The 18547-nt window shown below is 38.4% G+C and carries 17 protein-coding genes and 11 tRNA genes; 2 read left to right on the top strand and 26 right to left on the bottom strand.

What is annotated here, in order from left to right; translation table 11 throughout:
• Nucleotides 1-38: 38 nt before the first annotated feature.
• The 21 genes from HX13_RS17090 to HX13_RS17010 form a co-directional block, all read right to left on the bottom strand.
• Nucleotides 39-524, bottom strand: a complete 486-nt coding sequence (locus tag HX13_RS17090) for a ribonuclease H-like YkuK family protein (RefSeq protein ID WP_050022084.1) — start codon at nucleotides 522-524, stop codon at nucleotides 39-41.
• A gap of 228 nt (nucleotides 525-752) precedes the next feature.
• Nucleotides 753-825 (bottom strand) — tRNA-Phe (locus tag HX13_RS17085).
• Between the two features lie 19 nt (nucleotides 826-844).
• Nucleotides 845-917 (bottom strand) — tRNA-Leu (locus tag HX13_RS17080).
• Nucleotides 918-1171: 254 nt separating this feature from the next.
• Nucleotides 1172-1243, bottom strand: a tRNA-Glu gene (locus tag HX13_RS17075).
• Nucleotides 1244-1325: 82 nt separating this feature from the next.
• Nucleotides 1326-1450 (bottom strand) — tRNA-Phe (locus HX13_RS22625).
• A 167-nt stretch (nucleotides 1451-1617) separates the two neighbouring features.
• Nucleotides 1618-1702, bottom strand: a tRNA-Cys gene (locus HX13_RS22620).
• Between the two features lie 127 nt (nucleotides 1703-1829).
• A tRNA-Asn gene (locus tag HX13_RS17070) sits at nucleotides 1830-1901 on the bottom strand.
• Nucleotides 1902-1906: 5 nt separating this feature from the next.
• A tRNA-Pro gene (locus tag HX13_RS22615) sits at nucleotides 1907-1978 on the bottom strand.
• Between the two features lie 66 nt (nucleotides 1979-2044).
• Nucleotides 2045-2116 (bottom strand) — tRNA-Asp (locus HX13_RS22610).
• Nucleotides 2117-2121: 5 nt separating this feature from the next.
• A tRNA-Arg gene (locus HX13_RS17065) sits at nucleotides 2122-2195 on the bottom strand.
• 5 nt (nucleotides 2196-2200) lie between these two features.
• A tRNA-Lys gene (locus tag HX13_RS17060) sits at nucleotides 2201-2274 on the bottom strand.
• Nucleotides 2275-2284: 10 nt separating this feature from the next.
• Nucleotides 2285-2357, bottom strand: a tRNA-His gene (locus HX13_RS17055).
• Between the two features lie 568 nt (nucleotides 2358-2925).
• Nucleotides 2926-3054 carry a hypothetical protein gene (locus HX13_RS17050; protein WP_050022083.1) on the bottom strand — a complete coding sequence of 43 codons (129 nt, stop codon included), beginning with the start codon at nucleotides 3052-3054 and terminating at the stop codon, nucleotides 2926-2928.
• 146 nt (nucleotides 3055-3200) lie between these two features.
• The gene (locus HX13_RS24675) at nucleotides 3201-3413 is read right to left on the bottom strand and encodes a hypothetical protein (protein ID WP_050022082.1); all 213 of its coding nucleotides are present in this window, start codon (nucleotides 3411-3413) and stop codon (nucleotides 3201-3203) included.
• Nucleotides 3385-4224, bottom strand: coding sequence for a soluble NSF attachment family protein (locus HX13_RS17040; protein ID WP_238555448.1), 840 nt, complete (start codon nucleotides 4222-4224; stop codon nucleotides 3385-3387). The genes HX13_RS24675 and HX13_RS17040 overlap by 29 nt, the downstream gene beginning before the upstream one ends.
• Nucleotides 4214-5908, bottom strand: a complete 1695-nt coding sequence (locus tag HX13_RS17035; protein ID WP_050022080.1) for a hypothetical protein — start codon at nucleotides 5906-5908, stop codon at nucleotides 4214-4216. Before HX13_RS17035 ends, HX13_RS17040 begins: the two co-directional genes overlap by 11 nt.
• Nucleotides 5898-8276, bottom strand: coding sequence for a hypothetical protein (locus HX13_RS17030; RefSeq protein ID WP_050022079.1), 2379 nt, complete (start codon nucleotides 8274-8276; stop codon nucleotides 5898-5900). Before HX13_RS17030 ends, HX13_RS17035 begins: the two co-directional genes overlap by 11 nt.
• On the bottom strand, nucleotides 8267-9010 hold the full coding sequence (locus tag HX13_RS17025; RefSeq protein WP_050022078.1) for a hypothetical protein: 744 nt from the start codon (nucleotides 9008-9010) through the stop codon (nucleotides 8267-8269). The genes HX13_RS17030 and HX13_RS17025 overlap by 10 nt, the downstream gene beginning before the upstream one ends.
• Nucleotides 8983-10116 carry an AAA family ATPase gene (locus HX13_RS17020; protein WP_050022077.1) on the bottom strand — a complete coding sequence of 378 codons (1134 nt, stop codon included), beginning with the start codon at nucleotides 10114-10116 and terminating at the stop codon, nucleotides 8983-8985. Before HX13_RS17020 ends, HX13_RS17025 begins: the two co-directional genes overlap by 28 nt.
• Entirely contained in the window at nucleotides 10113-10763 is a 651-nt protein-coding gene (locus HX13_RS17015; protein ID WP_228377595.1) for a hypothetical protein, read from the bottom strand. Before HX13_RS17015 ends, HX13_RS17020 begins: the two co-directional genes overlap by 4 nt.
• A 281-nt stretch (nucleotides 10764-11044) precedes the next feature.
• Nucleotides 11045-11434 (bottom strand): VOC family protein, encoded by a 390-nt coding sequence (locus HX13_RS17010; protein ID WP_050022076.1) that lies wholly within the window; start codon nucleotides 11432-11434, stop codon nucleotides 11045-11047.
• Between the two features lie 273 nt (nucleotides 11435-11707).
• On the opposite strand from HX13_RS17010, the gene HX13_RS17005 reads away from it, so the two are divergent.
• On the top strand, nucleotides 11708-12352 hold the full coding sequence (locus HX13_RS17005) for a purine-nucleoside phosphorylase (protein ID WP_238555447.1): 645 nt from the start codon (nucleotides 11708-11710) through the stop codon (nucleotides 12350-12352).
• A gap of 126 nt (nucleotides 12353-12478) precedes the next feature.
• Here HX13_RS17005 and HX13_RS17000 read toward each other — a convergent pair whose 3' ends face one another.
• The 3 genes from HX13_RS17000 to HX13_RS16990 form a co-directional block, all read right to left on the bottom strand.
• On the bottom strand, nucleotides 12479-13264 hold the full coding sequence (locus HX13_RS17000; protein WP_050022075.1) for a TatD family hydrolase: 786 nt from the start codon (nucleotides 13262-13264) through the stop codon (nucleotides 12479-12481).
• 82 nt (nucleotides 13265-13346) lie between these two features.
• Complete coding sequence (locus HX13_RS16995; RefSeq protein ID WP_050022074.1) at nucleotides 13347-13997, bottom strand: hypothetical protein; 651 nt, start codon at nucleotides 13995-13997, stop codon at nucleotides 13347-13349.
• 1 nt (nucleotide 13998) lies between these two features.
• Nucleotides 13999-14712, bottom strand: coding sequence for a DUF434 domain-containing protein (locus HX13_RS16990; protein ID WP_050022073.1), 714 nt, complete (start codon nucleotides 14710-14712; stop codon nucleotides 13999-14001).
• A 182-nt stretch (nucleotides 14713-14894) separates the two neighbouring features.
• Between HX13_RS16990 and HX13_RS22230 the strand changes: the two genes are divergently transcribed.
• A complete protein-coding gene (locus tag HX13_RS22230; RefSeq protein WP_128572473.1) occupies nucleotides 14895-15734 on the top strand; it encodes a DUF4822 domain-containing protein in 840 nt (279 codons plus the stop codon).
• Nucleotides 15735-15815: 81 nt separating this feature from the next.
• Here HX13_RS22230 and HX13_RS16980 read toward each other — a convergent pair whose 3' ends face one another.
• Both HX13_RS16980 and HX13_RS16975 read right to left on the bottom strand, forming a co-directional pair.
• The gene (locus tag HX13_RS16980) at nucleotides 15816-16865 is read right to left on the bottom strand and encodes an MBL fold metallo-hydrolase (protein WP_050022072.1); all 1050 of its coding nucleotides are present in this window, start codon (nucleotides 16863-16865) and stop codon (nucleotides 15816-15818) included.
• Between the two features lie 11 nt (nucleotides 16866-16876).
• The gene (locus HX13_RS16975; protein WP_050022130.1) at nucleotides 16877-18457 is read right to left on the bottom strand and encodes a Na+/H+ antiporter; all 1581 of its coding nucleotides are present in this window, start codon (nucleotides 18455-18457) and stop codon (nucleotides 16877-16879) included.
• Nucleotides 18458-18547: the final 90 nt, after the last annotated feature.

Here is an 18547-nt window from a genome sequence, read left to right as displayed (position 1 = left end):
ACTATTTCTTTTAAAGGTTATTATTTTATATTTTTAGATTAAACCATCATATCAGCACAGTTAGAGCTTGCGAAGGCATAAGGCTTTGCTTTGAACACGTATCCCATACCCAAGATATAACCCATTGCATCTTTCAAAGCTACATTGGATTTAAAATCCGGGTCAGTATTAATATCTGCGTGGACCTCCATTTCTACTCCATAGGCATCCAGCACAGAGCAAATCGCATAGGCAATTTCCACAGATTTGTTTACCTCATTCAACATTCGCTCTTTAATACTGATATTCTGTATCTCTCTTTCTTTTCTGATAAAGGTAAACGCTCCTTTTCCCTCACGAATGAATACTACTGCCGTAGCATAATTGATGGCATCTCCATATACGTGAGAATCTGATCCTACACACACTTTCAGGCGATGTCCGTTGGCCTGCTCGCGGATGATGGCTTCTTCTACCAGCTGGGTGATAGAATGATGGAAAATTTTTCCGTTCATATTCTGCCATGTTTGTTGTTGCGTTTCCATTTTTTCTACATACTTTAATTGATAATTGATAAATGATGGGTGATAAATGATCTGCCAGTAGTTGTTTCCGGCTTCCCATTTCTAATTTCTATTGTTGATTCATTAGGATCCGAACCTAAACTACAAGAGCCAAAGTCTTGTGTGCTTCCCATTACACTATGAATCAAATTATAATTGACAGATGATCAATGATGGGCGATTACCCCATTACTTATTATCTCTGTTTTGCGGAACAGACAGGAATCGAACCTATACCTTTAGTTTTTCAGACTAACGTGCAGACCTGCTACACCACTCTTCCGGGGTTTTATACATTTTAGTACGGAAAGAGGGACTTGAACCCCCAAAAGCCTGATCCTAAATCAAGTGTGTCTGCCATTCCACCATTCCCGCAGATTGTTTTAAATGATGAGCCACAGGAAGTGTAATTTCCCGTTTGTATGATTATATGTGCTCATCACTGAAGAAGTCAAGATCGGAGAAAGTTTGCCTATACTATTATAAACGATGTCTGCCAGTATTTGTAAAGATCTTCTGCGCTTGACAAACTTTTCTCTTTTCTTATTTTGTAAATGGTAACCGGCCATTCTCAATCTGAACTTTCATGGTATTATTTAATTCAAAGCTGACCGGTTCATTCACATCCGTACTCTATAAGGGAATCGAACCCTTATTTTCTGCCCGAAATGCAGGCGTCCTCACCATTAGACGAATAGAGCAATATACCCACTGACCAGGAATCGAACCTGAACGACAAGAGTACATTTCCTGCATGCTGCCATTACATTATCAGTGGTTGGGTGGAAGTAGCAGGATTCGAACGTGCTCAGCTGCCAGCACAGATTTTTAATCCCGTATCTTTTCATTTTAAGGAATTCAATTCGTTCCTTGGGTTTGCCCCGATTCCTCAACTTCGGTATACTTCCGTTTTTTTTTTAATGAAAACCATTGAGTTGGTTTTCTCATTTCCAGTTTTAAAAAGAAAAAGGCCTGTCTTATTTGTTTAACTAAAGATCTTCTGCGCTCGACAGACTTTTTCTTTCATAAAGGATATTTATCAGAGTGATCCTATTTCCGGTATCAATCTCTATTGTGGAGATGGTTATGGGATTCAAACCCACTCAGCTTACGCAACGGTTTTGCAGACCGTCCCGACTCTTCTGCTTCGGCGAACCATCAGGTTGTGTTCTTCTTTAACCTGCCTGGGAGAAAGAAAAGTTTGCCTGTATTTCTGTGTTTGGCGTAAAGATCTTCTGCTCCCGGCAAACTTTTTCTTTTTCTTCTTAACAATTAACATTTTATCTGCGATTCCGAAAAGATCCGAGCTTTCAACTTCCCGTTTAACAGCCCGGTACTCTATCATTGAGCTACGAAATCTTCTGTCTGGAAAGCAAGATTCGAACTTGCGACCTCCCGCGTCCAAGGCGGGTAAACAACCACCGTTATCTTTCCAGGTTCAGGTTCACTTCCAGTTTCTTTTCCGGGAGACAGCCGGAATCGAAATTTTCCGTGAACCTTTGCGGTCTATGCGAGAATCGAACCCGCAGTGCCCAAGAGACAGTCGGGCAGGTTAGCCATTACCTCAATAGACCTTTTGTAATTCCGAGAGGACTTGAGCCCCTAACCCTGGGTTTAGAAAACCCATGCTCTATCCGGTTGAGCTATGGAACCGATTGTAATCCCAGAAAGATTCGAACTTTCAACCCCCGGTTTAAAAGACCGGTGCTCTAACCTCTTGAGCTATGAGATTTTTATATATTGGGTATCTCCGGGGATCGAACCCTGTTCTTCGGTTCCACAGACCGATGCTTTACCAGATAAGCTAGAAATACCATAAAAAAAAACGCCTCTTTTCGGGAGGCGCTTTATTATTAATTAACGTAAGAGATCATTAGCTGACCCACGTATATAAGCACCTTTTATCCACAATTTCACGATCAAAAATACACAGACTCCCTGCCGGCTTCTGTCCGGATAGTCTTGAATATTGATTGAATATGTGATGTAATTGTTTCATTTTATTTTTGTTTGTTTTTAAATTATTTTTTGAAGTCCTGAAAACTGTTGCTTTCAATTTTCGGTTGCAAAGTAAATATGAATTTTTGGAATATGCAAATAAATTTTAAACATAAGTATTTGATAATCAATACTTTAAAAGCTATTTTTAAAATAAGAGATTACCGTCCGCAATATATTGCAGATGTTTCAAATACCTAAATGACTGTCTCTCATCGGGTTGCTTATCACTCTATTTTATTGTATTAAAGTTTCATTGTTTATTAAAAATTTTTCATGTTTATGGTTATTTTTTTTCATTCTAAATAATTTCTGCCCTAAAAAACAAAAAACGCCTCGATTTTTCGAGGCGTTTTTTGCAGCATTTTGATTAATTTTTACAAGTTTACAGTAAATAATTTCCAAAGTCAGCACATTTCACCTCATTCCATATCAGTTCATCATACCCGAATAATCCCTTTGTTGAAGGGCTTTCGCATAGCTCTGCATTGATATGTGCTCTTTGTATTGTCATAATTTTCTGGCGCAAATATAAATCTTTTTTTGTGATTAATTAACAGTTTTCACGGGACAGGGTAATATATTGATGTCTGGAACCGGTATGGAAAATAGTTTCTTGCTTTTTAACCGTTGTTATTTTGTTATGTTTATGTTGCCATTTTAATTTCTAAACATTTTATTCCGGCTGGTTTTAAACCTGGAAATATCTTTCAGGATTACCTCATCATCGGGGTTAAAATGTTTGAGTTCATTTACAATTTCTGAACGCGTCCCTACTTTTTCTGCAATGATTTCATAGGCAATGCTGCGGGTAGTTGATTGTAGTTTCGGATCTCTTTTAAATTCATATTTCATTGCATCCAGATAGATCATTTTTTTTATATGAAGGCGTTTCTTTGTACAAATTACGGATTTCAGCTTCCAGCTTTTCAATTTCAAAGATGTTGGCGAAGTAGTTGTTCAGACAATTAAATGCATCTCTATCTTCCTGCCATCCCTTAAGTAATACCTTCTGGGCTTCATCCGCTTTCTCCATTTTTTTACGGTAAACCAGGGAAGCCTTCACCATCTGGTAATTGCTGATATAATCGTTGGCCACCATCTGATAATAGGTATGGGCATTAGTAAGGTCATTGATTTCTTTATAGAGATCTCCCACCTTTTCTTTTTGTTCCATTTCTTTATAGAGTTCTATAGCTTTTTTATATTGTTTGGCTTTTTCATAACAGACCGCAGCATCAGATTTATTTTTAAGTTTTTTAAGATAAATGACAGCAGCTTCATTATAAAATCCTCCTTCTTCAAGTGTTTTTGCTCCCCTGTAATAATCCTGTAACAGGTTTATATATACCCTGGCCGCTTTTTTATAATCCTTTTCAGCAATATATTTTTCGGCAAGTTCTTCATATTTGCTCCGGATTCTGTCAAATAAAGAAGTTTCAAGATAAAAATTCCCTCCTGAAGCAGCCTTTCTTTTCGCATTCCGTTCGTTTTGTTCTTTATCTTTTAAAGAAGCAATCACCATAAGAATAATGAAAGCAATGATTAAGAAAAGGACCAATGTGCCTACAACACTCCAGAAACTCTCATGAAAAAGCTGTGCAACAATCCCGATGATTTTAAACATAGCCAGCAATACAAAGGCTGCCATGAATTTGTCTATAAATTTCTGTTTATTCATCATCTTCGGAATTTAAAATAGTTTTATCTTCCCTGAACAGGCGGTATAGAAGCAGCATGACACTAATAACAAGCACCCACACAAACCAATTGTAGCCAAACATTTTTACCAGCGGATAAAATAAATATACCAGCATAGCTACAAGGATCCCGGTCAAAAGCAGTTTTATCCAGACCGGAACATTATCACCTCCCAGATTAAGGGGTTTTCGTTTAAAAATAAAAGAATAAAGTCCCACTCCGGCTATCATAAGTATAACAAGGTATAGAACATCTGATAGAGGAGCCTCTTTTTCCTGCAGCCCATTTCCTGCATCAATTCCTTTCACTTTTGAGTTTCTGGCCTGTGACCGGGAAAGGTCAGAAAAATCTATTGTTCCATAAAGTCTTCCCAAAGAATCCTCCATAAGAGCCTTTTTCTTCTTTAAAAGATATTTTACCACTTCCCCGTTGACAGGTTTTCCTTTGGTATATTGCTTCAGGGAATCGGAGATTCTTCGTTTTAAACTTTCTGTTTTTCCTTCAACATGCTTTTTAATTCTTTTGGTATAAATTGTTTTAAGAGAATCGCGGGTTTGCTGTTCTTTGCTGCTGAGTTTTTCAATATCACGACCTATCTCATTCACACTCCGGCCTCCGGATTTCTTATATTTTTCTTTTTCATTGCTATCTCTGGCTTCCACCATTCCCGCCTTCAGAAGTTCATTGGATAAAGCTTTTCGCCTATCAAAATACATTGAGTCTATTTTCTGGTCAATTTCAGAGATTCCGGATTGAAAAGCGATCATATCTGACGGGGCTTTCACAGCATTATCTACAATAGTACCAGAAGAGGCTCCCGTTTCTTCTACAGGTTTATTTTTTTCTGATGGTAATACAATTCTTAAAAGAATAGCCACTACAATCACAGCCCAGAAAACCCTGCGGAAATTCCTGGATTCTTTGCTCTCCGGTTTGCCGTCAGGATTTTTCCCAAACAGTCCCTCTAACCAGGTAAATTTGCCAAATCCATCTCCTCTTGATGTCCCCATAATATCCAGCGGAACGCCCAGTTCAATCGCCCTCTCAGGATATTTTTCAATATATTTTAAATATTTCTCAATTTCTTTTTTATTCCCTGCCATTACTTTTTTCAGGTCAAACGGCAGGTTTTTCATCCATTCTTCTTCGGTCTGCCTCTTCTGTAGTGCTTCCAGAATTTTCTCATCATCCATTTCAACTGTATAGCTTTCTATCTTTCTGGGGATCCTGACTCCGTTCAATGGTTTTCTTACTGTTTCATTGATGTTTCCGGGATCTTTGATAAGTGATAGCCAATCTATCTGCTCAGATAATTTCACCAATCCAAATTCAGGATGCATGACCAGAAAAGGTACATCAAGCTGATACCAATCTTCGGCATTAATTTTAGGATAAAATATTGTATTTTCAGGAATGAAAAGCCGGTTGTCTATACATTGAAAATAAGCATTCCGCCCTATTTCCTGCGGTGCATGATCATTAAAAATAAGAAAGCATCCATAGAGTACATTGGGGATATTGGCAGGAACAGCGTATGATTTTACCTGGTGTAAATCAATTCCAAGGGTTTCCATTTCCTGAAGCCATACAAGGGGTGAAGAGCCTTTAATCAAAAGCGCTTTTTTAGGATAATTATTTTTAGGAAAAGGTTGTATTCTAAGCTCCATAATCCAAAATCTGCCCGATAAATGCTTTTAAAAACCGTGAATACATCTCATCCATGGTTTTCACTTTCAATAAGGTATGTTCAGGAAGATAATATTCTGAACCGCCAAATTCTGTGGAAGTAGACAAGCAAAGGAATCCATAGGCTGTAGAAGGGATATAAAATTCTTCTATGCTTTTGTTACTACTCCTGAATGTCAGCATTCCCCTTGAATCTGTAATAATTTCGCTTCCATCAGGGAAGGTAAATTTATTTTTGTTCTGTTCTGCAAAGATTTTCATCCCGGCTCTGTTTTTGTAAAAATTAAGGGCATTTTCATATATATTGCTCAATTCGTTTCCGGAAATGACCAGGTTATGATTTTCATTAATCCCGATTTTATTAAAATTATTGATTATCTTCAGCCCACTTTTATGCAGTTTGGCTACTTCCGCTTCAGCCTTGGCATTATTTTTTTCAATTTCCGGATCTTTATCGGCTATTGTTTCTACAGCGATGTTTCCTTCTATATTAATTTTGTACAATATAGGATTTTCGGGGTCATGCAGATAAAAGCTTTTTCCAAAATAAATCAAATCATAAGAAGCCGGAATATTCAGTCCTGTAACATTTTGTTCAAAATACTCTTTTGTATTGATGTTCAGTTTTGAAATGAGTTTCTTATCAGGCTGATACTGGCACACGATAAAATGCTGCTGCCTGTTTTTTGCCAGGGCAAACCGTCCTTTTGGCTTTATTGAGATCTCTTCAAATAACACTTCACATCCATGATAGGTTTTATAATAATCGTAAGAATGCCGGTCGTAATAATTATCTGAGAGATAGGTTTTTAGCAGCTGTTTTTTTGAACTCAAAATAAAAAACTCTCCTTCGTACAGAAACTGGTCTATTTTATTAACGGGAACCGGGAACAAAATCGGATAGTTTTGGGGAAGATCTGTTTTCTTTCCGTTATAAATCTCCGGCTTCAGCTTTTGTTTCGGCGGATTTGCCCATAATTCCTGAAGGGGTAATTTGATTTTCTGGATATGTTTTCTTGCTCCTTTATGATGTTTGTAGAAATTAATTTCCCCATCTGATGTGGTGGTTACCAGAAATTTAAGCCGGTCCCGGTTCTGATGAATGACTTTTTGAACCTTCTCATCAACAATATTTTCCTGATGGGTGATAAAGAAGATTTCCAGATCTTTTTCAGGATGGTCTTCATTAAAAAATTTTTCCAGAGCTTCGGAAACCTCAAGCACGGGACTCACCTGGTTGAGATTTTCAATAACTTCTTGTACCCTGTTGAGAGAAACCGGAAGGGCTGCTTGTCCCAATGCAAATACTTTACATTCAGAATGGGCTTTTGGGTGTTTAATAACTGCTATAGCAGAGGCGAAAGCCAACACTTTCGGTATACCCCAGTTCCTAAGGGACGTATCAATCAGAATAATTCTTTCAAATAGGTTCTCTTCCGGCGGGATTTCCCTTTGGATATAAAGGGCCTCATTATTAGCCACACGATTTATGAATACCTCATCTTCATTGGCAAACTCGGAGAGCAGCATCCTGTTAAAATCGCCTTTGTTAGTCATATCCGAAATTCCACCAATGGGCTGTTCTCCCGGAGAAAGGTGACGCATGGGAATTTTAAGTCCGCTCCAGATTCTCTTGATAAGACTTCCTACCTGAAATGTTTTAGGCTCTTCTGTCAGTTCCCTGATAAAATCCTGGTCTGGATTTGCTGTTGTTTCTTCCTGTATCAGCTCATCGTTCAGTTCAGGTTCATCAACAAGACCTTTCATCGCATCGATAATAGATTGAACTGTAGGAAATTTTTCGTTAAGATCCAACGCATTCAGGTCTCTGTTTAGTATAGTGGGGCCGGCATGTTGCTTTTCCGCACAAACAGCCAGTTCCTGTGGTCTTTTATAATAAATTCTCAAATAATTTTCAGCATTGACCGAAGATAGTCTGTTGTGCACATTTTTAAAAAGCGTCTGCAACAGGATAATCCTGTTTTGCTTTTGTTTATAGACCGGGGGAAGCTGTTTTATTTTTTCAAGAAATTCAATTTCTTTTTCAGCATTAAACTCAAAATTTCCAATGGTATATAAATCAGAAGTTTTCCTCAGGGGACCGACAAAGTCCGTATACCCTTCCTGCGTTGCATATAAAACCATCAGCAGTGCACCAAACGGAGGCCATCCCTGTGGCTGAAGCTCCTTCAGGACCTCCATCACATAGGGTCTGTAGGCAATAGCTCCTACTCCCGGTATGGAGAGGAGGTTATTCTCATGGTATCCGGAATCTCCGGGAACGTCTTCATCGGTTTTCCATTCCCAGAAGTAATTTTCGTAGGCTTGAAAATACGTCTTTAGTTCCATTCTTTTGATTTTTCCGTAAGGCGGAAAGAGCTTAAGGACAATGGACGGAGATCAGTATTCTTTATTGAAAGAAATTCTCCTTCCTCACTCCATAAAAGCCATCCGTCTGATTCTTTGTTAAATTTCTGCTGCAAGAATAGGCTCAGATTCTTAAATTCAAAATCAAAGCCGGCGGGCAGGAGATGTCCGTCTTTCGTCCAGTATGCTTTTCCCGGGAAGCTTAATAATGGTGTCCCTATAAACAAAGCTTTATCACCAACAACGGCCCATTGTATGTTTTCAAATTTGAACCCCGGTACTGCAGCCATATTTTCTTTAATTCCGGTAATGCTGCTTAGCAATGCAATTACCGGTTGTTCTTCTGCACTTTGTTTTATATTAACCGTGATCTTTTCACTGATTCCGAAATAGTTTTGATTGGAAGCAGGGAAAGTCAGCTGCAATGCCTTGTCTATCGGCGTCCACAGCAATGCTGTTCTCATTTTTTTACTGGGAACCAATGCGCCTTTCCTGAATAAGAGCCCATTGCGAAGCTCGTACAGTAAAAAACCGGGCAACTGATGCATCTCCGGAGCCTCAGTCTGCTCATCTGTAAATCCTTTAAGCCAAAGAGTATCCTCATCCACCGCAAGGAGGATATTTTTCCAATCTCTTATTGAGCCCAAAAATTCTTCATCAGTACGAGGAATTTCGGCCCAGAATTCTTTTATATGCTTTGAAGGATTTTCTGCCATAAATTTTCAATTTCCTGCTGAATATATTGTTTCTGTTCCGGGTTTCTGATCCAGTCGCAACGGGTCTGAAGGTATCTCAATTTATCTTTAATTACATTTTGTTCCTCAAAACTCAGCGTCCCTTCGTTCCATTTATCCGCGAGAATCTTTACATCTTTCATTACTTCCTCAGGATTGGGTGTTTTGTTTTGCATGGCCTGTGGATGGGATTGAGGATGGTCATCTTTTTCTATAGTCCTGTTGATGATTCCTTCCAGAATTTCAATTTGTTCTTCGGTATCCCAGATATGCTTCAACACCCAAAGGTCAGAGAGAACGGCTTCATTTCTTCCACAGATCAATGCACTTGCAGCAATTAAATTCTGCAGTTTCACCGCTCTACGGTCTGAGATACTGATTCCCGTGTTTCTCAGGTTCATAATCGTATTGAGATAGACTTCGTAAATTGGTCTGAGATCAATTGTTTTGCATATAGTCTGAAGCTCTTTAATCTCATTGGCATGAATTTCCGGAACTTCGGTTGGTTCTTCATTTTCCAGCTTTCTTCCGGCTAAAAGTACCTGCTGCAGAAGCTCGGGATTCACATAGTCTACATTGATTCTAATCAGAAAACGGTCAAACAAAGCGTTCAATGCTTCATCTTCGGGAAGAACGTTACTTGCTCCTACGAACATTAATGCCGGCAGATGTTTTGTTTCTTTTCCTCTTTTAAAAATTTTCTCATTAAGAGCCATCAGAAGTGAGTTCAGAATGGCAGAATTGGCGTTAAAGATTTCATCCAGAAACACCAGAGAAGCTTCGGGCATCATTCCTTCCGTATTGGTTAAAAGCTCTCCTTCTTTAAGTTTCCGGATATCGAAAGGACCGAAAATTTCATTGGGCTCGGTGAAACGGGTCAATAAATATTCAAAGTTTTTACCGTCTTTAATGGTCTTTGACAGGGTTCTTACAATAGCCGATTTTGCAGTTCCCGGTGGTCCGTATAAAAAAGCATTTTCTCTTGCCAAAAGACAGATTCCCAGCAGGTCTACTACATCATTTTTACCTACGAAAGTATCTTTTACGTAGCTAAGGGCTGCATTAAGTTTAATGATATTCTGAGTCATTGGTGGTCTTCAGTTGTTATTTTTAATTCTCTCCAGAATGCTTCTTTATGCATTCCGAATTCTGCAATAAGCAATTTATTAATGAACGGGATTTCCGCCAGTTTGTAATCTTTTTTTTCAACGATTCTTTCCAGATATAACTTCCGGTATGTTTTATCTTCCAGTTCTTTTTCCCAATTTACATATTTTAAATCAAGATCATACCCGACTCCGGAATAATGAAAGACTGTCAGAATATCTTCCAGCATTTTAATTAAACTATCTTCCGGATCTATTGCATTCAAAGCCAGTATGATCTGAGGTAAAAACCTTAAGGATAAGTCTGCGGATATGATGGAAGTAACTCCTCTTGTTCCTTTAAATTCCGGAATAAGTTTTTCAAGATTCTTTTCAGTATTGTCCCGGATCAGATAGAGTTGGGCACTATGATATACAATCTTTGCTGCCCAGACCGCTGTTTTTGGATCACAGGTTATCCGGTCAGACAAAAATTCCAGCCTTTCTTTTTCAAATTCTGCTTCGAAATATTCTTCCGCTTCCATTTCCTCTTTTTCAGAAATCTCCTGCAAGCTTGAGAAAAGGGTAATACATTCATTCTTTCTGAGCAAAAAAATGGTGTCTAAAAATGGTGATCCGGATTTCATCATCTAACAAAAATAAAATTATTTCGTTGAGAATAAAATTTTTAGGAAGAGATTGATGTTAAATTATACTGTGGGTGTAAAAATTTGATTTGTAAGGCTGTGAATGCGTTAATTTATATGAGAAGGCTTCGTTAAAATTGAAAACCGCAAAGGCACGAGTCTTTACTTCAGCATGTTTTAATACGCCAGGATTTTTGTCGCAGATAAAATTGATGAATGTATATAAGGCTACAATACGCGATTTTGGCGTTTTTATTATGATAGTTTGAGCATGATAAGAGTTTTCAGGCAACGATTTCAATGATGTTGCTTTCCGGGTCCAGGATCACACTTTCGTAGTAACCATCTCCTGTAATACGCGGTTCACCGGCTATAGTGTAGCCATCTTTTCTTAAAGTTTCCGTAAGTTCATCCACTTTCTCCTTACTTTCAGCAGAAAATGCCAGATGGATGAATCCAAACTGCTGTGACCCGTAAGTGTTTTCGTTTTCTTTAATATCCGGCCTGGTCATGATTTCAAGCCGGCACCCATTATCAAAACGTAAGAAATAGGATTGAAAATTTTTGACAGGATTATGATATTTTTCATTGGAGACAGCTCCAAAATACTTCTCATAAAATGCTCTGATTTTTTCAAGATCTTTTACCCAGATAGCAATATGTTCTATTCTCATTTTATATTTTTAATGGATTGAATGCTGCAAAAATAAGCGGCTCTCCATCACTATACCTGCTCAGTATTATTCGATTATTGTTCTCTATTTACATTCTGCAATTTCAGCAAACAAAATATGGTATTTTCAAAATACATACGTTGCTATCCCATTTAAGATACTTATTGATACCATTTTATGCATTATGCCAATTTGAAATCACCCGTAGCTTTACTTCCCCTAATGATAAAGACAATCTAAAAGTTATTATCTTTGTCCATTCAAAATAACATTATGAGTATTCACATCAGTGCAAAAAAAGGAGAAATTGCCAAAGTAGTATTACAGCCGGGGGATCCGCTTCGTGCACAGTATATTGCAGAAAACTATTTAGAAAATGCGAAACTGGTAAGTAAGACCAGAGGTATATTTTATTATACAGGTCTTTACAAGGGTAAAGAAATCACTGTAGGAGCCAGTGGAATGGGTTTCCCAAGTATTGGGATCTATTCTTTTGAGCTATTTACAGAATATGAGGTAGATACCATCATCAGGATCGGGACCTGTGGTGCCTATAACACTGATCTTAAACTTTTTGATATTTTAAATATTGAGAATGCAGCGAGCGAAAGTACCTATGCTAAATATGCATGGGGAATTGAAGATGAAATTATTTCCCACCAGGGGAATATCTTTAATACCATCAATGAGACCTCTAAAGAATTATCATTGAATGCTAAAGCGATTAATATTCATAGTAGTGATATTTTCTACAGAAAAGATCCTGCTATTCCAGCTATTGCTACCCAATACAACTGCCCGGCAGTAGAAATGGAAGCTTTTGGATTGTTTGCAAATGCACAGCACTTAGGAAAAAATGCTGCAACCATTCTTACGGTTACAGACATTATCCCGACACATGAAAAAAATTTCTGCTGATGAAAGAGAAACAGCCTTGAATCCTATGATGAAACTGGCTTTGGAATCGGCAATTAAAAGTTTATAAAAAAAACATTGCAGTATTGTAATAAAAAAGAGCTGTACTTATTTAGGTAGAGCTCTTTTTTATAGCCTGAAAAAATTTCTGGCGGTTTCTGTGGTTTCATCTGCTACTTCGGAAATGCTGATTTTTTTCAGATGTGCAATGGTCTGTGCTACATAAGGTAAAAAAGAGGGTTCATTGCGTCTGTTCTGAATTCTGGGCATATTTTTCGGTAGCAAGAATGGAGCATCTGTTTCAATCATTATTCTGTCCAAAGGAACATACCGTATCACCTCTTCCAGGTGTTTAAATCTCTTTTCATCACTGATTGCTCCGGTAAATCCTAAATAATATCCTTTATCCAGATAAATTTTTGCTTCTTCCAATGTCCCGGTAAAACAATGTACTACAGCCTCAGGCAACTCTGAAAGATACGTATCCGTTATCTCATTAAATCTTCTGAATGCCGATCTTTCGTGGAGAAAAAGAGGTTTATTAACTTCTATTGCCAGTTCCAGCTGAGCTTTATAGCATTTTTCCTGTATAGGCCTTGGTGAGAAATCACGATCGAAATCCAGCCCGCACTCTCCTACTGAAATTACCTGATCCTGTCTCAGTAATTTTTTGAGTTCACTGATGCTCTCCTGATTAAAAGATTTAGCATCATGAGGATGAATTCCTGCTGTTGAAAATAGAATATCAGGATATTCTTCTGCTATTCCGGCAGCTTCTTTACTTCCTTTCACACTTGTTCCTGTGAGAATCATCTGTTCAACACCATGACCCAGGGCACGGTTGATAATTTCGTCATGTTCTTTATGGAACTGTTTATTGGTCAGATTAATGCCAATATCAATGTATGTATTCATTTGTTAATGTTTTGCGGGCATCAAAATTAGATTCATAGTACGCAATCTTTTTGCACAGTTAAGAAAGAGATGTGGATATACTTTATTCATTAATAAATGGCTCCAGAAATCCTATCAGCTTTGTACCTCCGTGTCCCCAACGTATTCCATGACCTTCTTTTTCCCTTACTTCAAAAACAAGTCCGTGTTTGTAATGGAAAAATACATTCCACCAGGTTGTATGAGCCAGGATATAATGAACCTTTGCCATTACATTTTGCTGTTTCTGCTGATTATTTCCTTTGATTTCTCCCCAGAAACCATCATCCATTCTTCCGGTGTGTTTTTCCCAGGCTCTCTGGGCAATAGTGATTTCATTATTGAAAGGTTCCTCACAGGCTTTAACCAATATATTTTTAAGCGGCGGAACTGCACGTTCATCCCGGATGCTTGCTGAAGTCAGTCTTTGTCCCAGTGCTATAAGCCAGTCTTCAAAAGGAATTTCTTCTAAAAGTTGGGCTTTTACCTCATCAGTAGTGTTGGTTTCCAATACAGTAATGAATTTTTCAAAGCTTTCTTTTCTGTTTACTCTTAATTCTTCATTAAAATAAGGCAGATTCCATTCCAGGGTGTTTACCTGAAATTTCCGGATATTCTGTTCTATGTTTTTTAGATACTCATTATTCAGGATAGCCTGGTATTTTTCTTTCCAGGAATCTGAAATCAGAGGAATATATTTTTCAATCTCATTCATTTTACAGCATTCTGATTAGATTCACAGAAAGGTTTTCCTCTTCGATCAGGTATCCGATGAGGTTAAACCATTTTTTACAATGATCCAGAATCCAGGCATCGGAGGAAATGATTATTTCAGAGCTTTCTGCCAGGAATTTATCCGGATTATATTGTAATTCTGCTTCCCAGTTAAGATTATTTTCTACCGCAAAATCAAGAATGAGCTGTTTGATTCTTCCACTGTTGGAAACCGGCTGGTCAAAGATCCACACCAGCTTCTTAAGCTGATTTTTTCTGAAAAATAAGGCCACAGCATCCATTGCACTCATTGTCTGGCTCACTCTTTTATATGTTCCATGAACGCCGGACAAATCACGGAAACAGCCGTCTGCTCCTTCGAAAATATAAGCTCCGGAAAATAAGCTTTCCAGCAAAATCAAAACATTGAACCCATCAAGATACACGTTCTTTTCTTTCAGGTCTGCAGCTTCTAACCGTTTTAGTTTCCGGTTCTTAATCTGCATTTCTGATGCTGAAGCTCCTCTTAAAGCCTGTATCTGGCGCGATTTAAATCTATACCGGTTTCCTGCCAGCTCAGCTGAAGCTTTTTCAGGATACCCTCTCGTGAGCAGGTATTGCATATCCTGAACAGCAGATTTTAGTTTACTGATTTGCTTTTCGGAAGCAAATAAAGTGTCATCTCCTGTATTTTTTCCACGGTTTCTGTTATTCATATCCAAAAATAGAGTTTTTGGAAAAGGTACAAAAGCTGGAAGAGTCTTTGGGTAACCGGATGTCAATATTATTTTAACGGTGTCATTTCCTATTTGTTATATTTTCGACAACAAAAGAGATATTTTATACAACGTTATACTATTTATTAAGGATAAGTTTGCAAAGACTTAAAAATCCATGTATGAATACACTGAAAAAATTATCTTATTTATTGGCAGCGGCATTTCTGTCTGCACCTTTCGTAGCATGTTCTGATCATGATGACGAGATTACTGTAGAACAGCAAACTCCTTCACAGGTTTTGTCTTCTACTCCATGGGAAACTACGGGAGCTAAAGATAAAAATGGAAATAATGTGGCGTTAACGGATGCCAGTGTTGCCGGATATGTTGGTTTTGCTTACTTCAGGACAAACGGAAATTTTGCCATCTACAACCTGAATGATGTTTTGAGATCAATGGGAACATGGTCTGTAGATGCCCAGGGAAAAACAAGAACCATTGCGTCATTAAACCCGGACGGAACGACTATCTTTACCCGCGATGTTGAGATTCTGGTTTTAAATAAAAATGAATTCACCTACAGAATTCGTCCTAATGCCAATGATCAGACTATCTATTATGATATCATCCATACAAGAACTTCTCACGCTGAGCCAAGCAACGGACAGCTTACTTTGGCTTCTACCCCATGGGAAACTACAGGGGCTAAAGATAAAGACGGGAACAACGTAGCGCTAGATAATAATAGTGTGGCTGGTTATGTAGGATATTCTTATTTTAAGGCTAACGGAACCTTCAAAATTTTCGGACTGAACGATGTTTTGAGATCTGAAGGAACATGGTCCATATCGCCGGACGGAAAAAAGAGAACCATTACAACAGCAACTTTCACCCGTGTAGTGGATATTCTGGTGCTTAACGAAACGACATTCACTTACAGAATTACACCTGATGCTAGCAATCCTGCTGTATTTTACGACATCATTCATACTAAGGTAAACCATAAGGAGCCTCAGTAATCTAATTTTTTGATAATAAGAAGAAACCTGTCCTGATGGGCGGGTTTTATTTTTATACAACACCCGGGCCCTACTATTTTCTTACCTATATTCTTCCCACCAATTTAACCATGTAGTATCGTCCAGGCGGTTCAGATCAACTTTCTCTCCGATTTTTGGAAGTGTGATTTTAATATTGTTTTCTCCGGCATATCTGGCAGCCAGTTCCAGGGGCTCATACCATACATGCTGCGCAAGTTTGAATTTTGAATGATGTACCGGAATAAAGTTTTTGGCCTTAAGTTCCTGTAATTCTGTCATAAGCTGTTCCGGTAAAGTATGAATATAAGGCCACTTTTCATTATACTGTCCGTTTTCCATAACAGCAAGATCAAAAGGACCGTACTTGTTTCCAATTTCTGCAAAATGGTTTCCATATCCGCTGTCACCTCCTAAAAACAGGTTTTTTGTGGGAGTTTTTAAAACAAAGGAAGTCCAGAGTGAGATGTTACGGTTCAGCAATCTGCCGGAAAAATGCCGTGCCGGTGTAAGGGTGATTCTGAAATCCTCTGCAAGATCTATACTTTCCCACCAGTTTTTTTCAATGATTTTGTCAACATCCCAGCCCCAGTATTCAAAATGCTGGCCGGTACCTAAGCCACAGATAACTTTACCGACCTTATCTTTTATTTCCTGAACGGTTTTATAATCAAGATGATCCCAATGGTCATGCGAAATAAGCAGAAAATCTATATCCGGCATATGTTCCGGCTTATAGTAATCGGCTCCCTGGAAAGCTTTTATGGAACCCGGCATCGGGGAAGCGTTCCCACTGAAAACGGGATCTATCAGGAATTTTTTGCCATCTGCCTGTATAAAATACGAGCTGTGCCCGAACCACACCAAAACATTTTCGTCAGGCTGAAGGTTTTTCAGATCCGTTATTACAAACGGAAGTGCCTTTTTAGGTGATGTATTTTCCACCTTACACAGGGTATGAAGCAGTACTTTTGTCATACTTTCTCCTTCCAATAGAGGAGGTGTTGTCAATATATTCTGAAATCTCCCGTTCAGATAATTGGGAAGTGTATTAAAATATTCTTTTCTTTTTTCATCGGGAAACTGCCCGAACTGTTTTTTTAAATTTTTCATTCCATTTATTTTTACATTCTGAGCCTTTCTTCTTCAAGATCCAGTCTTGTTAAATAATGTCTTATGTATTCTTCATCAATATTCGGGTTGCGTCTGTTTTCTTCCCGGAGCCAGATCCGTTGTTGTTCAAGGGTTTCGAAATAGATTTCTTTAGCCTCATCTGAAAGCTTGTGCACAGAGTTTTCTTTATCTTCCTGTTCCCACCGGTCCATCAGCCTGTTGAAATATTCATTTTCATTTCGCCTATCTTTGTAATTTTCATTCAGGTATTTCAAGGCTATGCGGCGCATTTCCTTCCGCAGAAAATATTCCGATTCTTCTTCAGACATATATCCTCCATTGGTATCGGATAGATTGAGTTTCCTGATCAGTGCCGGTAAAGTGAGTCCCTGAATAATCAGAGTAGCAAGAATCACAATAAAAGTGATAAAGAGAATAAAATCCCTATGTGGGAATGGCTGTCCGTTTTCCATCACAACAGGAATGGATAATGCTGCAGCTAAGGAAACCACCCCACGCATTCCGGTCCAACTCATCAGTACCGGTGCTTTCATCCCCGGATCCCTGTCTGCCACGTTAATAAAATTCCGCATAATCAGAGTGATAAGAACAGCTCCGAAGGAAGCCAGGAAACGGACTATGACCAGTACTGCGGTTACCAACAACCCATAGCCTACCGCTTCAGATAAGCCGATTCCCTCTTTATCCAATCCTATCATAATTTCCGGCAGATCTAATCCGATCAGCAAAAATACAATTCCATTGATCAGAAATACAAAGCTTTCCCAGACATTAGAGCCTCTTAACCTCGATTCTGAGGTGCGGAAAATTTCATGTCTCCTTACGGAAAGAAATAAACCTCCGCTTACAACTGCCAGCACTCCGGAAGCATGAACTTCTTCTGCCGCAATATACATAACATAAGGCGCTACCAGACTGAGAATGGCATCCATATTGACATCTGTAGGAAATATTTTTTCAATTTTCAGGAAAATATAAGCTAACATCACGCCTATTCCCAGCCCGCCGAATACCATCCAGCCAAAGCTCAAAGCTGCTTCCTGCCATACAAACTGCCCTGTAGCTACGGCCACCATTGCAAATCTGAAAATAATCAGTGAGGAAGCATCATTGAATAAACTTTCCCCCTCCAAGACAGTAGAAACATTTTTAGGGACTTTTACGAATTTTAAAATAGCTCCCGCACTTACTGCATCCGGTGGTGATACTATTCCTCCTAATACAAAACCTAATGCAAGTGAAAATCCGGGAATGTATGAATTGGCAACAAATGCTACCGATATTGCCGTAAGAAATACCACAATGAAAGCAAAACTGGTAATGATTCTCCTTAGCTTCCATATTTCCTTCCAGGATACGGCAAAGGCAGCTTCATATAAAAGCGGAGGCAGAAAAATAATGAATATCAGCTCGGGGTCAATTTTAATAACCGGCAGTCCGGGGATAAAACTGATCAGCAGCCCTGCAATAACCAATATAATAGGATACGCTACTTTTAAACGATTGGCCAGCATAATAGCCCCAATAATGACCAGAACCAATCCCAGGTAATAAATAAAGTTTTCCACCATCTGTTTTTTCAATTAATTTTAAACCAAATTAAAAATTTTTTGAGAAATATTCTTCTTTATCTCAGGAAAGCGAAGATATTTACAGTTTAT

The organism is Chryseobacterium sp. P1-3 (assembly GCF_000738495.1).
Classification (GTDB): domain Bacteria; phylum Bacteroidota; class Bacteroidia; order Flavobacteriales; family Weeksellaceae; genus Chryseobacterium; species Chryseobacterium gallinarum.
The sequence above is the reverse complement of the archived record's forward strand: the minus strand, read 5'-3'. Positions and strand labels throughout refer to the sequence as shown.

Excerpts from the sequence above, each read along its gene's own strand:
- HX13_RS17090 (WP_050022084.1), bottom strand. The coding sequence starts at position 524 with ATGGAAACGCAACAACAAACATGGCAGAATATGAACGGAAAAATTTTC.
- HX13_RS17050 (WP_050022083.1), bottom strand. The coding sequence starts at position 3,054 with ATGACAATACAAAGAGCACATATCAATGCAGAGCTATGCGAAAGCCCT.
- HX13_RS24675 (WP_050022082.1), bottom strand. The coding sequence starts at position 3,413 with ATGATCTATCTGGATGCAATGAAATATGAATTTAAAAGAGATCCGAAA.
- HX13_RS17040 (WP_238555448.1), bottom strand. The coding sequence starts at position 4,224 with ATGATGAATAAACAGAAATTTATAGACAAATTCATGGCAGCCTTTGTA.
- HX13_RS17035 (WP_050022080.1), bottom strand. The coding sequence starts at position 5,908 with ATGGAGCTTAGAATACAACCTTTTCCTAAAAATAATTATCCTAAAAAA.
- HX13_RS17030 (WP_050022079.1), bottom strand. The coding sequence starts at position 8,276 with ATGGAACTAAAGACGTATTTTCAAGCCTACGAAAATTACTTCTGGGAA.
- HX13_RS17025 (WP_050022078.1), bottom strand. The coding sequence starts at position 9,010 with ATGGCAGAAAATCCTTCAAAGCATATAAAAGAATTCTGGGCCGAAATT.
- HX13_RS17020 (WP_050022077.1), bottom strand. The coding sequence starts at position 10,116 with ATGACTCAGAATATCATTAAACTTAATGCAGCCCTTAGCTACGTAAAA.
- HX13_RS17015 (WP_228377595.1), bottom strand. The coding sequence starts at position 10,763 with ATGATGAAATCCGGATCACCATTTTTAGACACCATTTTTTTGCTCAGA.
- HX13_RS17010 (WP_050022076.1), bottom strand. The coding sequence starts at position 11,434 with ATGAGAATAGAACATATTGCTATCTGGGTAAAAGATCTTGAAAAAATC.
- HX13_RS17005 (WP_238555447.1), top strand. The coding sequence starts at position 11,708 with ATGAGTATTCACATCAGTGCAAAAAAAGGAGAAATTGCCAAAGTAGTA.
- HX13_RS17000 (WP_050022075.1), bottom strand. The coding sequence starts at position 13,264 with ATGAATACATACATTGATATTGGCATTAATCTGACCAATAAACAGTTC.
- HX13_RS16995 (WP_050022074.1), bottom strand. The coding sequence starts at position 13,997 with ATGAATGAGATTGAAAAATATATTCCTCTGATTTCAGATTCCTGGAAA.
- HX13_RS16990 (WP_050022073.1), bottom strand. The coding sequence starts at position 14,712 with ATGAATAACAGAAACCGTGGAAAAAATACAGGAGATGACACTTTATTT.
- HX13_RS22230 (WP_128572473.1), top strand. The coding sequence starts at position 14,895 with ATGAATACACTGAAAAAATTATCTTATTTATTGGCAGCGGCATTTCTG.
- HX13_RS16980 (WP_050022072.1), bottom strand. The coding sequence starts at position 16,865 with ATGAAAAATTTAAAAAAACAGTTCGGGCAGTTTCCCGATGAAAAAAGA.
- HX13_RS16975 (WP_050022130.1), bottom strand. The coding sequence starts at position 18,457 with ATGGTGGAAAACTTTATTTATTACCTGGGATTGGTTCTGGTCATTATT.